This is a genomic window from Paraburkholderia sp. MM5482-R2, assembly GCF_050436125.1.
GTDB lineage: Bacteria > Pseudomonadota > Gammaproteobacteria > Burkholderiales > Burkholderiaceae > Paraburkholderia > Paraburkholderia tuberum.
The window spans coordinates 491,088-511,434 of record NZ_JBNDLP010000002.1; the positions used below are offsets into that span (position 1 = coordinate 491,088).

At 65.5% G+C, this 20,347-nt stretch carries 15 protein-coding genes; 5 read left to right on the forward strand and 10 right to left on the reverse strand.

Annotated features, from left to right (window positions below):
* Positions 1-10: 10 nt before the first annotated feature.
* The 8 genes from OKW37_RS05305 to OKW37_RS05340 all read right to left on the reverse strand — a co-directional run bounded on the left by OKW37_RS05305 (position 11) and on the right by OKW37_RS05340 (position 10,323).
* On the reverse strand, positions 11-3,598 hold the full coding sequence (locus OKW37_RS05305) for an indolepyruvate ferredoxin oxidoreductase family protein (RefSeq protein WP_429407682.1): 3,588 nt from the start codon (positions 3,596-3,598) through the stop codon (positions 11-13).
* Between the two features lie 243 nt (positions 3,599-3,841).
* Positions 3,842-4,804 carry an ion channel gene (locus tag OKW37_RS05310; RefSeq protein WP_090802736.1) on the reverse strand — a complete coding sequence of 321 codons (963 nt, stop codon included), beginning with the start codon at positions 4,802-4,804 and terminating at the stop codon, positions 3,842-3,844.
* Between the two features lie 226 nt (positions 4,805-5,030).
* Positions 5,031-5,276 carry a hypothetical protein gene (locus tag OKW37_RS05315; RefSeq protein ID WP_184051250.1) on the reverse strand — a complete coding sequence of 82 codons (246 nt, stop codon included), beginning with the start codon at positions 5,274-5,276 and terminating at the stop codon, positions 5,031-5,033.
* Between the two features lie 77 nt (positions 5,277-5,353).
* Positions 5,354-5,584: a hypothetical protein gene (locus OKW37_RS05320; protein WP_018419210.1), complete on the reverse strand. Its 231-nt coding sequence runs from the start codon at positions 5,582-5,584 to the stop codon at positions 5,354-5,356.
* 153 nt (positions 5,585-5,737) lie between these two features.
* Positions 5,738-6,646, reverse strand: coding sequence for a carbohydrate kinase family protein (locus OKW37_RS05325; protein ID WP_429407680.1), 909 nt, complete (start codon positions 6,644-6,646; stop codon positions 5,738-5,740).
* Positions 6,643-7,944, reverse strand: a complete 1,302-nt coding sequence (locus OKW37_RS05330; protein WP_429407678.1) for an AGE family epimerase/isomerase — start codon at positions 7,942-7,944, stop codon at positions 6,643-6,645. The genes OKW37_RS05325 and OKW37_RS05330 overlap by 4 nt, the downstream gene beginning before the upstream one ends.
* Positions 7,941-8,927, reverse strand: coding sequence for a LacI family DNA-binding transcriptional regulator (locus OKW37_RS05335; RefSeq protein WP_090805561.1), 987 nt, complete (start codon positions 8,925-8,927; stop codon positions 7,941-7,943). The genes OKW37_RS05330 and OKW37_RS05335 overlap by 4 nt, the downstream gene beginning before the upstream one ends.
* Positions 8,928-9,297: 370 nt before the next feature.
* Entirely contained in the window at positions 9,298-10,323 is a 1,026-nt protein-coding gene (locus OKW37_RS05340) for a bile acid:sodium symporter family protein (protein ID WP_187618016.1), read from the reverse strand.
* Between the two features lie 554 nt (positions 10,324-10,877).
* Between OKW37_RS05340 and OKW37_RS05345 the strand changes: the two genes are divergently transcribed.
* The 4 genes from OKW37_RS05345 (at position 10,878) to icmF (ending at position 17,587) form a co-directional block, all read left to right on the forward strand.
* Positions 10,878-11,414 carry a hypothetical protein gene (locus OKW37_RS05345; protein WP_316251988.1) on the forward strand — a complete coding sequence of 179 codons (537 nt, stop codon included), beginning with the start codon at positions 10,878-10,880 and terminating at the stop codon, positions 11,412-11,414.
* A 504-nt stretch (positions 11,415-11,918) separates the two neighbouring features.
* The gene (locus OKW37_RS05350; protein ID WP_184062688.1) at positions 11,919-13,004 is read left to right on the forward strand and encodes a porin; all 1,086 of its coding nucleotides are present in this window, start codon (positions 11,919-11,921) and stop codon (positions 13,002-13,004) included.
* Between the two features lie 151 nt (positions 13,005-13,155).
* Entirely contained in the window at positions 13,156-14,088 is a 933-nt protein-coding gene (locus tag OKW37_RS05355; RefSeq protein ID WP_184051262.1) for a LysR family transcriptional regulator, read from the forward strand.
* 118 nt (positions 14,089-14,206) lie between these two features.
* A complete protein-coding gene (gene icmF / locus OKW37_RS05360; protein ID WP_429407675.1) occupies positions 14,207-17,587 on the forward strand; it encodes a fused isobutyryl-CoA mutase/GTPase IcmF in 3,381 nt (1,126 codons plus the stop codon).
* Between the two features lie 42 nt (positions 17,588-17,629).
* Here the strand turns inward: icmF and OKW37_RS05365 are convergent, their stop codons facing one another.
* A complete protein-coding gene (locus OKW37_RS05365) occupies positions 17,630-18,589 on the reverse strand; it encodes an NAD(P)H-dependent flavin oxidoreductase (RefSeq protein ID WP_429407673.1) in 960 nt (319 codons plus the stop codon).
* Positions 18,590-18,906: 317 nt separating this feature from the next.
* Between OKW37_RS05365 and OKW37_RS05370 the strand changes: the two genes are divergently transcribed.
* Complete coding sequence (locus OKW37_RS05370) at positions 18,907-19,797, forward strand: alpha/beta fold hydrolase (RefSeq protein WP_429407671.1); 891 nt, start codon at positions 18,907-18,909, stop codon at positions 19,795-19,797.
* A gap of 49 nt (positions 19,798-19,846) precedes the next feature.
* Here OKW37_RS05370 and OKW37_RS05375 read toward each other — a convergent pair whose 3' ends face one another.
* A complete protein-coding gene (locus OKW37_RS05375; RefSeq protein WP_184026307.1) occupies positions 19,847-20,317 on the reverse strand; it encodes an Lrp/AsnC family transcriptional regulator in 471 nt (156 codons plus the stop codon).
* Positions 20,318-20,347 lie beyond the last annotated feature (30 nt).

Sequence of the window (20,347 nt, forward strand, 5' to 3'; positions counted from 1 at the left end):
AACGAACCACTTACTTCGCGACCACCACCGGAATGCCGCGCAACTGTCCGGCGCCCTTCATCTCCTCGAGCGACTTCTTGACCGCGACACCCGTCGCCGCATCGATGCCGAGGCGCGCGGCGAGGTCACGCTCACCACGCTTGACCCCCGCCAGATTCGCCAGCTTCACGTGCCCATACCCGCGCACGCGCGCGTGCAGTTCAGCGAGTTTCGCGACGTCGTCGAGATGGCCCGCGTCGAGTTTCGCTAGCGCACGGTGCAGCGTGGCTTCGTAATCGCTCGCGAGCTCGCGCTCCATCTTGCGCTCGAGCGTGCGGCCGAACGGATCGAGCGCAGAGCCACGCAGACCGCGCCATTTCGCGAGCAGGCCGAGCACGGGCCACATCCACTGACCATAGGTTTTCTTCGTTGGCACGGCGCCGGGCTGCGCGCGCGTGAGCGTCGGCGGCGCGAGGTTGAAGCGGATCGTGAAGTCCTTGCCGGCGACGCCCTCGAACTGCGCTTCGAGCGCTTCGCGGAACGCGGCATCCGTATGCAGGCGCGCGACTTCGTACTCGTCCTTCACCGCGAGCAGGCGATAGAACGTCGTCGCGACCGCGCGCGTCACGCGCTCGCTCGTCGCGTCGACGGTGGTCTCCGCGCGCCGTGCCGCACCGACGAGCGCGCGATAGCGCTTCACATAAGCCGCGCCGCCATACGCGAGCAGCCGTGCTTCGCGATGGGCGATCAGCTCGTCGAGCGTATCGACCTGCACGCTCGGCTTCGGTGCATGACGCGACTGCCACAGCGATTCGAGCGCGGCGGGATCAGCCGCGGCCATGCGCCCGATCGAGAACGCGAGCTGGTTCATCTGCACGGCGACGTTGTTCAGTTCGATCGCGCGCATCATCGCGGCGAACGACACCGGCACGAGACCGAGCTGCCACGCGAAACCGAGCATCAGAATGTTCGCGCCGATCGTATCGCCGAGAAAACGCGTTGCGAGTGCTTGCGCGTCGCACGTCGACATACGCTCTTCCCCGGCCGCGTGACGCATCTTGTCGATCAGCGCGTCGGCATGCAGCGTCGCATCCGGGTTCTGCACGAAGCTCGCGTTCGGAATCGCATGCGTGTTGACGACGATGCGCGTGCGGCCATGTCGCACCGTCTGCAGTGCATCGGCACTCGCGCCGACCACCATGTCACAGGCGAGCAGCACGTCGGCCTGCTGCGTGTCGATGCGGACCTGGTTCAGCCATTCGTCGCGGGCGGCAAAGCGCACGAACGACAGCACCGCGCCGCCCTTCTGCGCGAAGCCCATGAAATCGAGCACCGACGCGCTCTTGCCTTCGAGGTGCGCGGCCATGCTGATCAAGGCGCCGACCGTCACGACGCCGGTACCGCCGACACCCGTGATGAGGATGTCGTACGGCGCGGCATCGAGTTGCGTCGCGGGAATCGGCAACGCGTCGACGTGCGTGGCGAGCGCCTGCGGATCGAACGCGTCGCCCGCGGCTTTTTTCAGCGTACCGCCTTCGATGGTGACGAAGCTCGGGCAAAAGCCGTTCACGCACGAGTAGTCCTTGTTGCACGACGACTGATCGATGCGGCGCTTGCGACCGAGCGCGGTTTCCACCGGTTCCACCGACAAACAGTTCGACTGCACGCCGCAATCGCCGCAGCCTTCGCAGACTTCCTCGTTGATGAAGAGCCGTTTGTTCGGGTCGGGGAATTCGCCCTTCTTGCGGCGCCGGCGTTTTTCGGCCGCACAGGTCTGGTCGTAGATCAGCACGGTCACGCCGTCGGTGTCGCGCAACTGGCGCTGCACCGCGTCCATCTCGCTGCGATGGTGAAACGTCGTGCCCTGCGGAAACTGGCCGTGATGGCCGTCGTATTTCTCCGGCTCGTCGCTGACCACGACGAAGCGCGACACGCCCTCGGCTTCGACCTGCCGCGCGATCTGCGGCACCGAGATGCTGCCGTCGACCGGCTGGCCGCCCGTCATCGCGACCGCGTCGTTATAGAGGATCTTGTAGGTGATCGTCGCGTTCGCGGCGACCGCCTGGCGGATCGCGAGAATGCCGGAGTGAAAGTAGGTGCCGTCGCCGAGATTCTGGAATACGTGGCGGGTTTTCGTGAACATCGAATGCGCGGCCCAGTCGACGCCTTCGCCGCCCATCTGAATCAGCCCGGTCGTGTCGCGCTCCATCCACGACGCCATGAAATGACAGCCGATGCCCGCCTGCGCGATCGAGCCGTCCGGCACTTTCGTCGACGTGTTGTGCGGGCAGCCGGAACAGAAGTACGGCGTGCGCTTCACGCTGTCCGCCGCGTTCGACAGGATCTGCGGCGCGACCAGATCGACGACGCGTTCACGGCGATCGAGCGCCGGCTTGTGCTTCGCGAGCCAGTTCGCGAACACCGGGAGAATGCGCGACGGCCGCAATTCGCCGAGCGACGACAGCAGCAACGTGCCATCTTCGGCGTGCTTGCCGACCACGACCGGCCGTGTGCCTTGTGTGCGGTTGTACAGATAGTCCTTGATCTGTTGCTCGATGACCGGGCCTTTCTCTTCGATCACGAGCACTTCGGACAGACCCGACACGAACGCGTCGATGCGCGTCATCTCCAGCGGAAACGACAGCCCGACCTTGTAGATGCGCACGCCGGCCGTGTCGAGATCGGCGACCGTCAGATCGAGCCGGCGCAGCGCTTCCATCAGATCGAGATGCGCCTTGCCACAGGTGACGATGCCGACATTGGCGTGCGGGCTCGGCGCGATCCATTTGTCGATGCTGTTCATGCGCGCAAACTGGCGCACCGCGTCGAGCTTCGCGTGCAGACGCGCTTCGATCGTCAGGCTCGGCAGATCGGGCCAGCGGTTGTGCAGACCGCCGGCTGGTGCTTCGAATTCCGGTGGCGGTGTCCATTCGGTTTGCAGCGCGTCGAGATCGACGGTCGAGCCCGATTCGACGGTCTCCGAAATGGCCTTGTAGCCGACCCACGCACCGGAGAAGCGCGACAATGCCCAGCCATACAGGCCGAATTCGAGCATGTCCGCGATGTTCGACGGATTCACGACCGGCATGTGCCAGCCGATCAACGCGAAGTCGCTCTGATGCGGCATCGACGACGACACGCAGCCGTGATCGTCGCCCGCGACCACCAGCACGCCGCCGTGCGGCGACGAGCCGTACGCGTTGCCGTGCTTCAAGGCATCGCCCGCGCGGTCGACGCCCGGGCCTTTGCCGTACCACATCGCGAATACGCCATCGACGGTGCGCTCGGGATCGGCTTCGACGCGCTGCGTGCCGAGCACGGCGGTGCCGCCGAGTTCTTCGTTGATCGCGGGCAGAAAGCGGATGTCGCTGGCGGCGAGCAGTTTTTTTGCCTTCCACAACTGCTGATCGACCATGCCGAGCGGCGAGCCGCGATAGCCGCTGATGAAACCGGCCGTGTTCAGGTTGCGGGTCTTGTCGAGCGCGCGCTGCATCAGCGCGAGGCGCACGAGCGCCTGCGTGCCGGTCAGAAAGATCCGGCCGCGCGTCGCGGTGAGATTGTCGGAAAGCTTGTAGTCGGCGAGTGCGGGCGTGCCGTCGATGGGCAGGCGAGCGGTCATGGGGGAGTCTCCAATGTTCTGGCTTCGCGCGCGGGCGGTGGGGTCACGGATGCCGCGCAGCGAAAGAGACTCTATTTTTTAGCGCTCGCGAGAGTGAATTATTTCTTCTTTAATCGGGCGTGCGCGAATGGGCGCGACGAGTCGCGCGTTTCGGCCCGCTTTTGAGCCGGATTTGCCACGCGGCGGCGCGCTTCGGGTATGCCCTGGGGTGTCGTGAGGCGGCGAATGGGACGATGGCTATTGCTATTGCGCCGTGTTCGCCGCGATGTCCGGTTGGAGCGGTGCCGCATCGAGCGGCACGATTTCGTCGAAGTGCGCGTAGTCGATGTGGCTCACGCCGTCGCGCTCACTCATGATGTCGACGAACCGGTGCTGCCAGACGATCTGGTCGCAGGTCCACATGTGGCGCGCTTGCATGGTTTGCGACGTCGATTCGTCGATGCCTTCGAGCGTGAGCAGCAGCGAAACGTCGCGGCCTTTCAACGATTCGGCGTTTTCGCCGAACAGCGGGCTCGCTTCGTCGATGATGTGCATCAGCGTCCAGCCGAGCTTGAAGACCGGGTGCTGGTCGCGCACCAGCGCGAGGTCGTAGAGCTTGCGCAGCGTAAAGCCTTCGATCGAGGTCTCCAGACGCATGATGCGCAGCCGCGCGCGTGCCTCGGCGATCACGTTCTGACGCGCGTTGGCCGAGCGCACCATCAACGTCATGCGGCCGTCGATCGGCCGGATCACCGCGTAGCGCGCGAACATGATCTTCGCGTGCGGCCGCGAAAAGCGCGCGAAGATCAGTCCGGTCGCCAACGCGATGCTCGACATGCCGATGAAGATTTCGAGCGTAGCGATCCAGTGCGCGTAGACGGTTTGCGGATGCATGTCGCCGTAGCCGACCGTCGCGAGGGTTTCGACGCTAAAGAAGAACGCGCCGGCGAAGCCCTTCGGAAACTGATTCGCGATCGGAGCGTCGCCGAGCATGTAGAGCATGGCGAACACGATGTTGAGCAGCAGGAACAGCAGCGCGAGCGACACGAAGAACCCCGGCCAGCGCACGCCGAGCGCGCGGTGATACAGGTCTTGCCACAGCGGCGTCGGCATGCCGTGCGCGATCACCACGCGATCGTCGAGACGCATTTCGCGACTGCCGCGCGCGCGGCGCCTCGCGTCGGTGTCGCCGAGCGTGGAAAAACGGTCTGACGGTTCGCTTGCCATCACGCGCTCGTGGGAATGAAGACGTGGACAGCGTAGCATGGCGCGCTGCGCGAGTTTCCGCGCGGTGCGAAGGCGGCGCGGCGCGATGTATCGCCAGGGTGCGAGGTTGCGCGATGCCGTCGTTGAAATGCTTCCGGGCGCGTCCCGGAATTCAGGCTGGGTCAGGTCGCATCGCGCGCGGCGTGCGGGTCGGGCGCAGCCGCGCGCCACACCCACCCACTCGCCGTCACGGAAACACGTGCGGCTTCGGAATTCCCGCGCCATGCTCGATATCGTCGACGGCCTGCCGATGCGCACTTTCCACCGCTTCGGCCTGCTCGGCATAACCGGCGTCGCCGCCGACCGTGGTCCACGCCTTGACGGCCTTCTCGCGATGACGGATTTCGTATTCCGCGTCCCAGCGCGCGCCACTGAGTTCGAGCGGACGAACGTGAATCGAATACACGCCGTATTGGAACAGCTGTTCAGCCATGATCGCCTCCAGCCGGCCGATCCGGCAGCGGCGCGCCGATGCGCGAGGACGCGCGACGCGCTGCCCCCTGGTTCGGCCTACAGTTCGATTTCCCCGAGGATACGATGTGCGAGCGCTTTGGCTTCTTCGAGCGCTTCTCCCGGCGTCGACGACGTCGAGTCGACTTCGTAGAGCGTGGTTTCCTGATCGGCGCTGGGTTCGCCTTCGTCGCGCGCGAGGGTGACGACACCTTGCCAGGCGTCATGTGCGACTTCTCTTATCGACGCGGTGGCCGTGTAGAGCCCTTTGGTGTAGGTGACGTCCTCCATGGCCTCGCTCCTTTTCGCAAAGGTTTCGATGTTTTCATCCTAGCACGGCGTGGCGGGATCGGTTCCCGCCCGGGGCAGCTTCGCGCCGCGCGACGTGCTCGACTTCCGTTACGCTACGCGCGCCCCAGGGCAGCAGAATTACAGCGTCGCGTTTTATAGCAGCGCGACCACCTCGTCGAGCGTCGGCGCGTGCGCGCCGGCGTGCCCGCAAGCCGCCGCGCCGGCCGCGAGCGCGAATGCGAGATGCTCGGGCCACCCGCGTTGCGGCGCGCTCATCAGGCTGAACAGCAGACCGCCGATCGACGCATCGCCCGCGCCGACCGTATCGACCACTTCGACGCGCGGCGGCTTCGCCTCGATCACCGCGGCGCCGTCGAGCAGCATCGCCGCTTCGGGGCCGCGCGTGACGAGCACGGTGGCGGCGGGATTCATCGCGCGCAATTGCGCGAGCGCGGCGGCTTCGTCGCTGGTCTTGAAGATCATGCGCAGGTCTTCGTCCGATACCTTGATCAGATCCGCGAGCGCCGCCATCTTGCGCAGCGTCGGCTCGTAGCCGTGCTCCATCAGGTTGCGATAGTTCGGATCGAAGCTGATCTTCACGCCGTGCGAACGCAACTGGGCGGCGAGTTGCGCCAGTGTGTCGCCGAGCGGCTGACGCACGAGGCTGATGCAGCCGAAGTGCGCCCACTTCACCGCGTTCATCCAACCGGCGGGCAGCTTCGCCGGCTCGAACGCGAGGTCGGCGCCGTTCTCGCCCATGAAGAAGTACGCGGGCGGATGCGTCTGATGCACGATCGCGAGCAGCGGCGGACGCTCGACGCGCTGCAGGAAGCGCATGTCGAGGCCGGCCGCGACGCTCGCGTCCCACAGCTCGTCGGAAAAGTTATCGACGCCGAGCGAGCCCGCGCACGCGGTCGGCAGGCCGAGCCGCGCGACGCAGCGCGCGGCGTTCCAGCCCGCGCCGCCCGGACGCGACAGCCAGTGCGATGCGCCGGTGCGCACGAGATCGGTCAGGATGTCGCCGGCGGATACGAAAACGGGGAGGTTGGTCGTCGCGCTCATTGTGCTTTCTCCGCGGAAGCCGCTGCGGCGGGAGCGGCTGATTCAGCCGCAGCGTTTTCGCCGAGCGCATGGGCGAGCACTTCGTAGCACGCGCCCATCGTGTGATAGTCGGTCTTGCCGGCCGGGCTCTTTTCGTCGCTGTACTTGCGGTTGTCGCAGGTGAGGATGCGATACCAGGCGCCGTACTTGTGGTCCACGAAGTGCGTCCAGCTATAGCGCCAGATCTCGTCGTACCAGTCCCAGAAGCGCTCGTTGCCGGTGCGCTTGCCGAGCAGCGCGGCGGTCGCGAACGTTTCGGCCTGCACCCAGAAGTACTTGTCGTGATCGCACACGGTGCCGTCGGGGCCGAAGCCGTAATAGAGGCCGCCGTGGTCTTCGTCCCACGCGTGCGTCATCGCGGCGTCGAACAGTTCGATCGCGCGCGGCAGCAGCCACGGCAGCGGACGGAAGCGTTCGAGAATCAGCAGCAGCTTCGCCCATTCGGTCTGATGACCGGGCTGAAAGCCCCACGGACGGAAGATGTTCGAGCTGTCTTCCTCGTTGTAATGCCAGTCGACCGACCAGTCCGCGTGAAAGTGCTCCCACACGAGTCCTTGCGACAGCTTCGCCTGGCGCAGCGTGATATTCGACGCCACGCGCTCCGCGCGATCGAGATACACCAGATGACCGGTCGCTTCGTGCGCGGCGAGCAGCGCCTCGGTGGTATGCATGTTCGCGTTCTGCCCGCGATACGTGCTGACATGCCAGTCGGCCGACGCGTCGTCGGCATAGAGGCCGGCGGCGGCGTCCCAGAAGCGGTGCTCCATCAGCTCGAAGGTCGCGCCGATCATCGGCTTCGCTTCCTCGATGCCGGCCATCGCCGCGTGCGAGTACGCGAGCAGCACGAACGCGAGGCCGTAGCAGTGGCGCGTCGCGTCGAGGGTGCGCTGTTTGCCGTCGCGCCATTCGATTTCCCAGTCGTAGCCCTCGTGCTGCGAGTCCCAGTGCGCGTCGCGCAGAAAGCGCAGGCCGTGGCGCGTGTATTCGAGGTGCTTCGGGTCGCCGAACTGCCGGTACGCCATCGCGTAGTTGAACACGTAGCGGCAACTGCTGACCAGGTGGCGCGTGGTGCGGTTGTAGATCGAACCGTCGTCGCGCAAGAAGTGGTAGAAGCCGCCGCTCGGGTCGAGCACGTTCGGCGCGTAGAAGCGCAGCGTGTCCTCGATGTGCGCGATCAGAAACTCGCGCTTGCGGAAGCTGGCGAACGGCGGCGCCTTCGCGGCGTCGCTGGAAAGTTGAAGCGGATCGGTTAGCGTCATGGCGTTTTCACCAAAGTACTGGCACGGGCAACGAGTTGAACGGGCAAGCGGACTTCGAGTTCGGCGGGCGAGTCTTCGAGCAGCAGTTCGACGCCGCGTCGGCCGAGCGCTTCCTTGTCGACCGCGATCGTCGATAGCGGCGGGGTAGCGTGGGCGGCGGCGGGGATGTCGTCGAAACCGATGATCGCGATGTCGTCGGGCACGCTGAAGCCGCGCGCGAGACACACGCGCAGCGCGGCAAGCGCGGCGGCGTCGTTGAACGCGAATACGGCGTCGGGGCGCGGGCCCGGCGCGTCGAGCAGGCGCTGCATCGCGCGCGCGGCGCCGGTGTCGGGATCGAGCCCGGCGTCAATGTTCACTTCGAGCGACGGATCGAACAGCAGCCCCGCTTCGAAGAATGCGCGCCGGTAGCCGAGCGCGCGCTCGGCGATGCTGAAGTGCGCGAGCGAGCCGCCGATGAACGCGACGCGCTTGCGCTGCTGCGCGAACAGATGGCGCATTGCGAGCGTGGCGCCGCCGGCGTTGTCGAGATTGACCGAGCGCAAGCCCGGCGACCATAGATCGATCAGCACCAGCGGGCGTTGCATCGCGACCAGCGTGGCGAGCGTTTCGGGCTCGACGAAGCCGGCGATCGCGACGGCGTCGGGCGCGTGCAGGCGCATCTGGTGAATCACGTCCTCGGTCGGCCCGGCAGTCAGCACCGACGGCACGATGCCGCGCTCGCGGCACGCGTCTTCGACACCGTGCAGCACGTGCGAGAAGAACGGGCTCGCGGCGAAGTTGTTGTGCTGACGATGCAGCAGGAAAGTTAGCCGGCGGATGCGCGGACGCAGCTGCGCCGAGTCGTAGCCGAGCTGGCGCGCCGCTTCGACGACGCGTTCGCGCGTGGCCTCGGAAAGGCCCGGCTGATTCTTGAGCGCGCGCGACACGGTGCCGATCGAAACGCTGGCCGCGCGGGCGACGTCGCGGATGGTTGTAGCCATCGAATGAAGCCGCCGCGCGAGGCGAGGCAGCACGGGTTCAGGTCGGGCGATTGTATAGTAAAACGCAGCTAAAGCCGCCCGCAAAACGCCAGCATGACACCAGTAAATACCCGTATTTTATGGACTTGTTGGAAATTAAGATGTTTAGTAAAACAGACTAAACAGTAGGCGGGCCGCTGTTTTCGAGACGGTCCGAGAATCGTCCTATGCCATCCGGCCGAGGCGACAGCGAGAGCGTTTGCGCGTGAAATAACGACAAAGGCCAGTGAAGAGCCAAAAGAAAAGCCGCCCGAAGGCGGCTTGCTTCACACGATCAAAACGACGCTCAGGGAGGGCGCTTATGAATGTCCTGTTTGCATTGCGTGTGTTTTCAACGGCGCGCGACGGCGGCGGCGGGTCGCCGCGCCGCGGCATTGCTCTCGCCGCTGAGGTCGCGGGCGCCCCAGCGTTGCGCGAGCGCGGCGCAGACCATCAGCTGGATCTGGTGGAACAGCATCAGCGGCAGCACCACGGCGCCGACCGCATGCGACGCGAAGATCACCTTGGCCATCGGCACGCCGGCGGCGAGGCTCTTCTTCGAGCCGCAGAAGATGATGGTGATCTGGTCCGCGCGGCTGAAGCCGAGCCGCTTGCTCGCGAAGATCGTCACGGCCAGCGCGAGCGCGAGCAGCACGGCGCTCACCACGACGAGGCCGCCGAGCGCCGACAGCGGAATCGTGTGCCACAGGCCTTCGGTGACGGCCTCGCTGAACGCGCCGTAGACGACGAGCAGGATCGAGCCCTGGTCGACGAACTTCAGCACGCCGCGATTCTTCTCGATCCACTTGCCGATCAGCGGGCGCAGCAGTTGGCCGGCAACGAACGGCACGAGCAGTTGCAGCACGATGTTGCCGATCGTATGCCACGGCGACGCACCGCCGCTCGCGGCCTGATTCGTCACGATGACGCTGACGAGTGCTGGAGTGACGAAGATGCCGAGCAGGCTCGAGGCGGACGCGCTGCATACCGCGGCCGGCACGTTGCCCTTGGCAATGGACGTGAACGCGATCGACGACTGGACCGTCGACGGCAGCGTGCAGAGGAAGAGGACGCCGGCGTAGAGCGACGGCGTGACCAGCGGCGAAAGGACCGGTTTAAGCGCGAGGCCGAGCAGCGGAAACAGCGCGAACGTGCTCAGCAGCACCACGAGGTGAAGGCGCCAGTGCGTCGCGCCCGCAATGATCGCCTCGCGTGACAGCTTGGCGCCGTGCAGGAAGAACAGCAGGCCGACCGCGATGTTCGTCACCCAGTTGAACCCCACGGCGGCCTGCCCATGAACGGGCAGGAAGCTGGCGAGGATCACGGTGCCGACGAGGCACAGGGTGAAGTTATCGGGCAGGAATTTCGGGCGGGCCATGTCGCAATCTCGATTCAATGACGCGGTGTAAGCATGGGACGGGTCTGTCAGGCGTGGTCCATGCCAATGGAAAGCGGCTATTGTTGTCGAAAGCCGATTGAAAACGCAAATTCATTTGCCGAATCGATTAATGAAGTTTGCGCATTGACTCCCCAATCAGGCCGAGCCCATTCGTGCGACGTGCCAGGTCTCAGTATTGGCGAGGTGCTTTCTCGCGACAAACCGTTTAACCATTGACGTTGCAAGCGGCGTTTATTTGCAACAAACGGCACCCGCGCGGGCCAGGCGAAAACGCCGGCCAGCAAGCCGCGAGGCGCGTCCGCACGAGGGCTCCGGCGCGAAAAAACGCCGCAGTAACAGCGTGTTACATCCACCGACGAGACCTAACACTTTTTGGCTCGACACCCTCTGCCCCCGACCATAAATTACTCGTTCAAAGGCCGCAGGGATGCCCTGCGCCGCGACAGGAACGCGGCGCTTTTCTCCTCCCGCAACAGGTCCATCGCAGCTCGAACGGTGGATTTCAGGCAAGTCTTCGGGCGTGAGAGTCACAGGTGGACGGGTTGTCGAGAACGAGGCACTGGGCGTGGGGCGCGGTCATCGCCGTGCTGTGCTCGTTCGCCTATGCGAAGGAGCCGGGTGGGCCGCATGGCGGCGGTGCCGCCGCGGGCGGCGCTTATTCGCGCGACACTGCCGGGCGCGCGCCGCGCATGGAGATGCGTGGCGACGGCCGTTATGCCGGTGCGCGCGGCGCACCTGCTCCGCGCGGCTCGCGCAATGCGATGGCTTCTCGTGACGCACGCGCGCAGCGCGGCAACCCGAATATCGCCGACGCCAATTTCGGTTATGGCTTCGGCAGCTACGAGTCCGGCATGCGCCGTGTCGGCGATCCGTCCGGTTATGCGGGCGCGATCACGCCGGTCAGCGCGGAGTCGCGTCCGGTGCCGCATCCCCCGTCCAACATGCCGATGCGCAACGGCTCGATCCGCGCCGACGTCGCCCGCTACAACGAAGAGCGGGGCGCAGCGCGCCCGATGCAACGCCCAGCCGACGATCCGCGTCAGCCGGGCGGTTCACCGTACCGGAATTAGCTGAGCGCGATTTCGCAAACCACCGCACCGCCCCAACCGCAGTCCCGAAACCCGTCTTCCAGATCCTTCCCGCGATCCCTCGTGCGGCTTCGCGCGCCTTCCTCTGCGCCGTAGCCCCGAATCTGACGTTTCGACGCCACACTTTTTTGAAAACACCCGGCATCGAATTGCCGGTCAGCGTCAAATCTTGGCATTCTGCCGCGTCGCGCCATCGGCCCGTCATTTAAGGCGTTCAAGCACGCTGTGGCGCGCCGTTCGCCGCATGCCGCATTGCGTCCAAGGGGCGGCGCCAGTCCGCTCTGAAGCGTCATATCAAGCCGATAACCGACCAAACTAATCAGACCGATATACCCGCAATAAGCAGCGATATTTTTGTTTATAAAAATGGTCCGCAAAGATGGGACCCGCCCAGATTGACTCGACGATCGAACGGATAACAACGACGTTTCGCGCGAGCGCCCCCTTTCGCACAGCCACACCCTTTTGACAAAGATTGGAGAACCCATGAACACAAGCCTCAGCAGCGCGCTGAAGACTACTCTCAAGGCCACCGCATGCGTCGTCGCGCTGGCGAGCGCGTCGTCGGCGTTCGCGCAATCGAGCGTGCAGCTCTACGGCCAGGTCGACGAATGGGTCGGCTCGCAGAAGTTTCCGGGCGGCAAGACCGCGGTGGTCGTGTCGGGCGGCGGCATGTCGACGTCGTACTGGGGCTTCAAGGGGACCGAGGATCTGGGCAACGGCTACAAGGCGATCTTCACTATCGAAGGCTTCTTCCGCGCGCAAACCGGCGAGTACGGTCGCTTCACCGGCGACACGACGTTTTCGCGCAACGCGTACGTCGGCATCGAATCGCCGTACGGCACGGTGACCGCCGGCCGCCTGACGACGCCGCTGTTCGTGTCGACGATCCTGTTCAACCCGTTCGTCGATTCGTACTGGTTCTCGCCGATGGTCTATCACGTGTACCTCGGCCTCGGCACCTTCCCGACCTACACGACCGACCAGGGCGTGACCGGCGACTCGGGCTGGAACAATGCGGTGTCGTATACGTCGCCGAACTTCAACGGCCTTTCGGCGACCGCGATGTACGCGCTCGGCAACACGACCCAGAACGGCGCGAAGAAGTGGAGCGGCCAGGTGCTGTACTTCCACGGGCCGTTCGCGGCGACCGCGGTGTACCAGTACGTGAACTTCAACAACGTGCCGGGCGACCTCGGCAGCTTCGAAACGTCGGGCGTGCCGGGTCTGCGCAGCCAGAGCGTCGCGCAGGCGGGCGTGTCGTACGACCTGAAGTTCGTCAAGCTGTACGGCCAGTACATGTACACGTACAACGACCAGCAGGTCACGAGCTGGCACGTCAACACGGGCCAGGGCGGCGTCACGGTGCCGTTCGGGCCTGGCTCGGTGATGGCTTCGTATGCGTATTCGCGTAACGGCGGCGGTTCGAACCAGACGCGCCAGACGGCGGCGGTCGGCTACGACTATCCGCTGTCCAAGCGCACCGATGTCTATGCCGCGTACCTGTATGACCACATCACCGGTCAGTCGAGCGGCAATACATATGGCGCGGGGTTGCGCGCGAAGTTCTGAGCTCGGCCCACGGTGTCACCGCAAAGCCCGCGTTCCGCCCGGAACGCGGGCTTTGTCGATTTCGGGCGCCGCCGGATACGAGCGTTTGCTGCCGTTCTTTTGATAAACCCGGCAAAATGACGTCGATTGATTCCTGAAGCGAGCGACTGAGATGGACACCCTCGTCAGCATGAAAGTGTTTCGCCACGTGGTCGAAGCCGGCAGTTTCGTCGGCGCGGCGGAGAAGATGGAGATGTCGGCGGCGATGGCGAGCAAGCATGTGATGCATCTGGAGCAGCAGCTCGGCGCGCGGCTCCTGAACCGCACCACGCGTCGCGTCGCGCCGACCGAGGCAGGCCGCGAGTACTACGAGCGGCTGAGTCAGGCGCTCACCGAGCTCGACGAAGCCGGCCAGGCGGTCGGCGCGGCAAGCGTCGTGCCGCACGGGCGGCTGCGGGTGTCGTCGCTGTCGGCGTTCGGCCTGAATCACGTGATGGCCGCGGTCGCGGACTACGCCGCGCAGTATCCGCAGGTCACCGTCGATATGACACTGTCCGACCGCGTCGTCGAACTGATCGACGAGGGCTTCGACGTCGCGATCCGCGCGTCGCCGGGCGGGCTCAAGTCGTCGTCGCTGATCGCGCGGCAGATCGCGACCGCGCATCTGGTGCTGTGCGCATCGCCCGCCTATCTGCGCAAGCATGGCACGCCGAAGAGCGTCGCCGATCTCGCGCGCCACAACTATCTGCAGTACGCGGGCGTATCGGCGCTCGAAGTCGCGACCGGCGACGCGGGCTCGCGTGTGCGCCTGTCGGGCAACCTGATCGTCAATCAGCTCGAGGCGCAGCGCGTGGTCGTGCTGCATGGCGCGGGCATCGCGATGCTGGGCACCGAGGTGATCGGCAGCGATCTCGCCGAAGGGCGGCTCGTGCCGCTGCTCGTCGACCAGGTGCCGCCGCGGGAGCTGCCGATCCACGTCGTCTACACGAGCCGACGGCATCTATCGGCCAAGGTGCGCTCATTCGTCGATTTTCTGGCGGCGCGGTTCGCAAACGAATCGCTGTGGCCGTCGCTCGACCAAATCAAGGCGTTGGCGGTGCGGTAGCGTTTCGCGAAGCACCGAGCATACGTCGCCAATCGCCCGCCCCGCGCCCCGGCGCCGTGTTACCCCGTTTCTATATACTGATTGTGAACACCCATCAGTTAAATGATCTGGGGGAGACATGACCGATCTGTCCACGCCGCAGCGTGCCGGCAGCCACGAGCTGCCCGCGGGCCGGCGCCTGCGCTTCGTCACCGCCGCCGCGTTGTTCGACGGCCACGACGCGTCGATCAACATCATGCGGCGCATCCTGCAGGCAAGCGGCGTCGAGGTGATCCACCTCGGCCACAACCGCTCAGTCGCCGAAGTCGCGACCGCCGCGCTCAACGAGGACGCCGACGGCGTCGCCGTGTCGAGCTATCAGGGCGGCCACAACGAATACTTCCGCTACCTGGTGGATTTGCTGCGTGCAAGCGGCGGCGAGCGCATCAAGGTGTTCGGCGGCGGCGGGGGCGTGATCGTCCCCGAGGAAATTGCCGCACTCGAACGCGACGGCGTCGAAAAAATCTACTCGCCGCACGACGGTCAGCGGCTCGGTCTGCAAGGCATGATCGACGACATGATCGCGCGCTGCGTCGAAGGGGCGCGCGCGGCCGACGCGGCGCGGCCGACGCCGGTGCGCGAATGGCTCGCCGAGCTGGCCGCGCGGCCGTTGCCGCGTTGCGGTGAGGCCCATGCTCCGCACGCTGGCACTGCTGCTGGCTCGCACCCCGCCGATCCCGCCGCGCCGATCTTCCGCCGCCTCGCGCAACTGATCAGCGCGTTCGAAACGAACAGCGTCGACGCCGCCGCGCGCGACCAGCTAGCGACGCTCGCGCAAGCGCCACGCATCCCGGTGCTCGGCATCACCGGCACCGGCGGCGCGGGCAAGTCGTCGCTGACCGACGAGCTGATCCGCCGCTTCCGGCTCGACCACGGCGACTCGCTGAACATCGCCGTGCTCGCGATCGATCCGTCGCGGCGAAAATCCGGCGGCGCGCTGCTCGGCGACCGCATCCGCATGAATGCGATCGGCGATTGGGGCGACGGCGCCCGCATTTATATGCGCTCGATGGCGACGCGCGAGGCGTCGACCGAACTCTCCGATTCGCTACCCGCCGCGCTGATGCTGTGCAAGGTGGCGGGCTTCGATCTGATCGTCGTCGAGACGTCGGGGATCGGTCAGGGCGATGCGGCGATCGTGCCGTTCGTCGACGAATCGCTGTACGTGATGACGCCGGAGTTCGGCGCCGCGAGCCAGCTCGAGAAGATCGATATGCTCGACTTCGCGAGCTTCGTCGCGATCAACAAATTCGATCGCAAGGGTGCGCAGGATGCGCTGCGCGACGTCGCGAAGCAGGTGCAGCGCAATCGCGGGGACTTCGCGACATCGCCCGACGCGATGCCGGTGTTCGGCACGATCGCGTCGCGCTTCAACGACGACGGCGTGAGCGCGCTGTACCGGCGCATCGCTAATGCGCTGCGCACGCACGGCCTGCGCGAGGGCGGCGCACGGCTCGGCGCGACCGAAGGCCTGCGCTTTTCGAGCAACCTGCATGCAATCGTGCCGCCCGCGCGCGTGCGCTATCTGGCCGACATCGCGCAGACGGTACGCGGCTATCGAGCGCGCGCCGACGCGCAGGCGCAAATCGCGCGGGAACGCTGGCAGATCGTCGAGACGCGCCGCATGCTCGGCGAGGCGGGCAGCGACGCCTCGTCGCTCGATGCGCTGATCGACCAACGCGGCGCCGCGCTCGGCGAGCGCGAACGCAAGCTGCTCGACGCGTGGCCGCAAACGGTGGCCGCCTATGCGGGCGACGAACATGTGGTGCGCATCCGCAAGCGCGAAATCCGCACCGCGCTGACGGTCACGACGCTGTCCGGCTCCGAAATCCGCAAAGTGTCGCTGCCAAAATTCGTCGATCACGGCGAGATCCTGCGCTGGCTGATGCTCGACAATCTGCCCGGCTATTTCCCATTCACCGCTGGCGTGTTTCCGTTTCGTCGCGAGAACGAGGACCCGACGCGCATGTTCGCGGGCGAGGGCGATCCGCAGCGCACGAATCGTCGCTTCAGGCTGCTGTCGGAAGGCATGCCGGCCAAACGGCTATCCACCGCGTTCGACTCGGTGACGCTGTACGGTGAGGAGCCGCACGAGCGCCCGGACATCTACGGCAAGGTCGGCAATTCGGGTGTGTCGGTCGCCACGCTCGACGACATGAAGACGCTGTATGACGGCTTCGATCTGTGCTCGCCGGATACGTCGGTCTCGATGACGATCAACGGCCCCGCGCCGACGATCCTCGCGATGTTCTTCAACGTCGCGATCGAGCAGCAGATCGCGCTGGGCGAGCAACAGCAAGGCCGCCCGTTGACCGAAGCCGAACTCGCCGCAACGCGCCGCGCCGCCCTCGAAAACGTGCGCGGCACCGTGCAGGCCGACATCCTGAAAGAAGACCAGGGGCAGAACACCTGCATCTTCTCGACCGAATTCAGCCTGAAGGTGATGGGTGACATTCAGGCGTATTTCGTCGAACACGGCGTGCGCAATTTCTATTCGGTGTCGATTTCCGGCTATCACATCGCCGAGGCCGGCGCGAACCCCATCTCGCAGCTCGCGTACACGCTCGCGAACGGCTTCACCTACGTCGAGGCGTATCTCGCGCGCGGCATGTCGATCGACGACTTCGCGCCGAATCTGTCGTTCTTCTTCTCGAACGGCATGGACCCGGAGTACACGGTGCTCGGCCGCGTCGCGCGACGCATCTGGGCGGTCGCGATGCGCGAGCGCTATGGCGCGAACGAGCGTAGTCAGAAGCTCAAGTATCACGTGCAGACGTCGGGCCGCAGCCTGCACGCGCAGGAGATCGATTTCAACGACATCCGCACGACGCTGCAGGCGCTGATCGCGATCTACGACAACTGCAACTCGCTGCACACCAATGCGTTCGACGAAGCGATCACGACGCCGACCGAGGAATCGGTGCGCCGCGCAGTTGCGATCCAGCTGATCATCAATCGCGAATGGGGGCTCGCGAAGAACCAGAATCCGAATCAGGGCAGTTTCGTGATCGATGAATTGACCGATCTGGTCGAGGAGGCTGTGCTCGCCGAATTCGAGCGGCTGACAGAGCGCGGCGGCGTGCTCGGCGCGATGGAAACCGGCTATCAGCGCGGACGGATTCAGGACGAGTCGATGCTGTACGAGCATCGCAAGCATGACGGTTCGTATCCGATCGTCGGCGTCAATACGTTCCTGAGCGCGCATCCGCATGAAGCGCCGCGGCCGCTGGTGCTCGCGCGTTCCACCGACGCGGAGAAGCAGAGTCAGCTGCGGCGGTTGCGCGACTTCCAGGCGCGCCACCGCGACGCCGCGCCTGAGGCGCTCGAACGCCTCAAGCGCGCGGTGATCGACGACGGCAACGTGTTCGCGGTGCTGATGGACGTGGTGCGCGTGTGTTCGCTCGGGCAGATCACCCACGCGCTGTTCGAGGTGGGCGGGCAGTATCGGCGGAATATGTAGGCCGCGAGCGAGCGGGCGGCCCGGCCCGCTCCGTTCTTCACCTCAGCGCGCGATGCCGAGCCGCGCCTTCGCGTCGTTGTATTCCTTCTTCAGACGCCGCACGAGCTCGGCGACGTCCGGCACGTCGTCCATCAGGCCGACGCCCTGGCCCGCGCCCCAGATGTCCTTCCACGCCTTCGTCTTGTCGCCGCCGAAGTTCATCCTGGTCTTGTCCGATTCGGGCAGCGCGTCGGGATCGAGCCCCGCGTTCGCAATGCTCTCGCGGATGTAGTTGCCGTGCACGCCGGTGAACAGGTTCGTGTAGATGATGTCCGACGCCTTCGCGTTGATGATCGCCTGCTTGTAGCTGTCGACCGCGTGCGCTTCTTTGGTGGCGATGAAGCGTGTGCCCATGTACGCGAGGTCCGCGCCCATCGCCTGCGCGGCGAGAATCGAGCCGCCGTTGGCGATCGAGCCCGACAGCACGATCGGGCCGTCGAAAATGCGCCGCACCTCGCCGACCAGCGCGAACGGCGAGGTGGTGCCCGCGTGGCCGCCCGCGCCGGATGCGACCAGAATCAGCCCGTCGACGCCGGCTTCCAGCGCTTTCTGCGCATGACGCAGATTGATCACGTCGTGCAGCACGATGCCGCCGTAGCTATGCACCGCATCGACGATCTCGCGTGCCGGCGCGCGCAGGCTGGTGATGAAGATCGGCACCTTGTGTTCGACGCAGACGCGCACGTCGTGCTCGAGCCGCGTATTCGACTGATGAACGATCTGATTGACCGCGATCGGGCCGATCACCGCATCCGGGTTCGCGGCCTTGTGCCCGGCGAGTTGCGCCTGGATCTGCGTCAGCCATTCGTCGAGCAGTTCGGCCGGGCGCGCGTTGAGGGCAGGGAACGAGCCGACGATACCGGCCTTGCACTGCGCCAGCACGAGTTCGGGATAGCTGACGATGAACATCGGCGAAGCGACGACGGGCAGCGCGAGGTTTTGCAGAACGGCGGGCAATGCCATGGTGCGAGTCTCCAGGTTGGGCCAACCGGTGCGACGTGCGCCCGGCGAATAGATGAATGAGTTTAGCGGCACACGGCTTGCGCCGTGTTGACCGGCGAATGCGTGTGGCAATCGAACGAAACCGGCATGCCGAAGTCGCGCCAAACATTTAAGAACGGTCGTTCGATTATAGGCGAAGCGGGTGACCCGCGCGCGGTAGGCCCGTTTGGAACGGTTCGAAGGAGTATTCAGGTTCCATGTCTGCGTGGGATATCCCACCTCGCACGGACCTGTTGGCCTTCTACAATGCACGGACCTCAAACGATCAACGAGACGTCATGGCCTTCGAAAATTTCACGTCTTTTCGCGTCGCCGTGGGCGATGTCGACATTTTCGGAGTGAAGGGCGGCGCCGGGCCGCCTCTGCTTCTGCTGCACGGCCATCCGCAATCGCATCTGATCTGGGAACGCTGCGCCGCGCCGCTCGCGCAGCACTTCACGGTGATCGCAACCGATCTGCGCGGCTATGGCGCGTCGGGCAAACCGCCGAGCGATGCCGCGCACGCACCGTATTCGAAACGCGTGATGGCCGCCGACCAGGTCGCGGTGATGCGCCACTTCGGCTTCGAGCGCTTCCTCGTCTGTGCGCACGATCGCGGCGCGCGCGTCGCGCACCGGATGGCGCTCGATCACGCCGACGCGGTCGAGCGTTTGATGCTGCTCGATATCGCGCCGACACTCGCGATGTACGAAGCCACCGACCGCGCGTTCGCAACGCACTACTTCCACTGGTTCTTCCTGATCCAGCCCGAGCCGCTGCCCGAAACGTTGATCGGCGCAAATCCGGCCGCCTATGTCGACGCGGTGATGGGCGGACGTCACGCGGGTCTCGCTCCGTTCGATCCCACTGCGCTCGACGCGTATCGGGCGGCGCTCGCGCAACCGGGTGCGGTGCACGCGATGTGCGAGGACTATCGCGCGTCGGCGAGCATCGACCTCGAACATGATCGCGCCGATATCGAGCGCGGCAACAAGATCGGCTGTCCGCTGCGGGTGCTGTGGGGCGACAAGGGTGTGATCGAAAAATGCTTCGATGCGCTCGACGAATGGCGGCATGTCGCGCGCGACGTGAGCGGCCGCGCGCTATCGTGCGGGCACTATCTGCCCGAGGAAGCGCCGGACGAACTGGTCGCCGAGATGCTGTCGTTTTTCGAGGCGCTCGAACCATAAGCGCCGGGCTGCTTCGCGCGACCTTCGTTTGACCAGCGATGGACCTTCGTTAGCCGAGCGGCGGCAGCCGTCGCGCGACCGGCGTCGACTTGACGATCGCCGTGCTGGTCTCCGCGCGCTCGGTCACTTTCGACAGGATCTCGTCGAGCTGCTCGATCGAATGCAAGTACAGGCGGCAGATGAAACAGTCGTCGCCGGTCACCTTGTCGCATTCGACGAACTCCGGAATGCGCCGGATCACTTCCTCCACCAGATGCAGCTGCCCGGGCAGCGGCTTCACGCGCACTACCGCCTGCAGCGTGAAGCCGAGCGCGCGCGGATCGATCTGCACGGTGAAGCGCTCGATCACGCCCTGCGCTTCGAGCCGCCGCACGCGTTCGGCCGTGCTGGGCGCCGATAAGCCGACGACGCGCGCGAGTTCGCTGACCGGCTGGCGCGCGTCCTGCGCGAGCGCGGCGAGCAGTGCGCGGTCGGTGTCGTCGAGTGCGACCGGCGTGATCGATGCAAGGCGTTTGCTCATGATGGCCTTCGTTTATGAGGTGCAAATGCG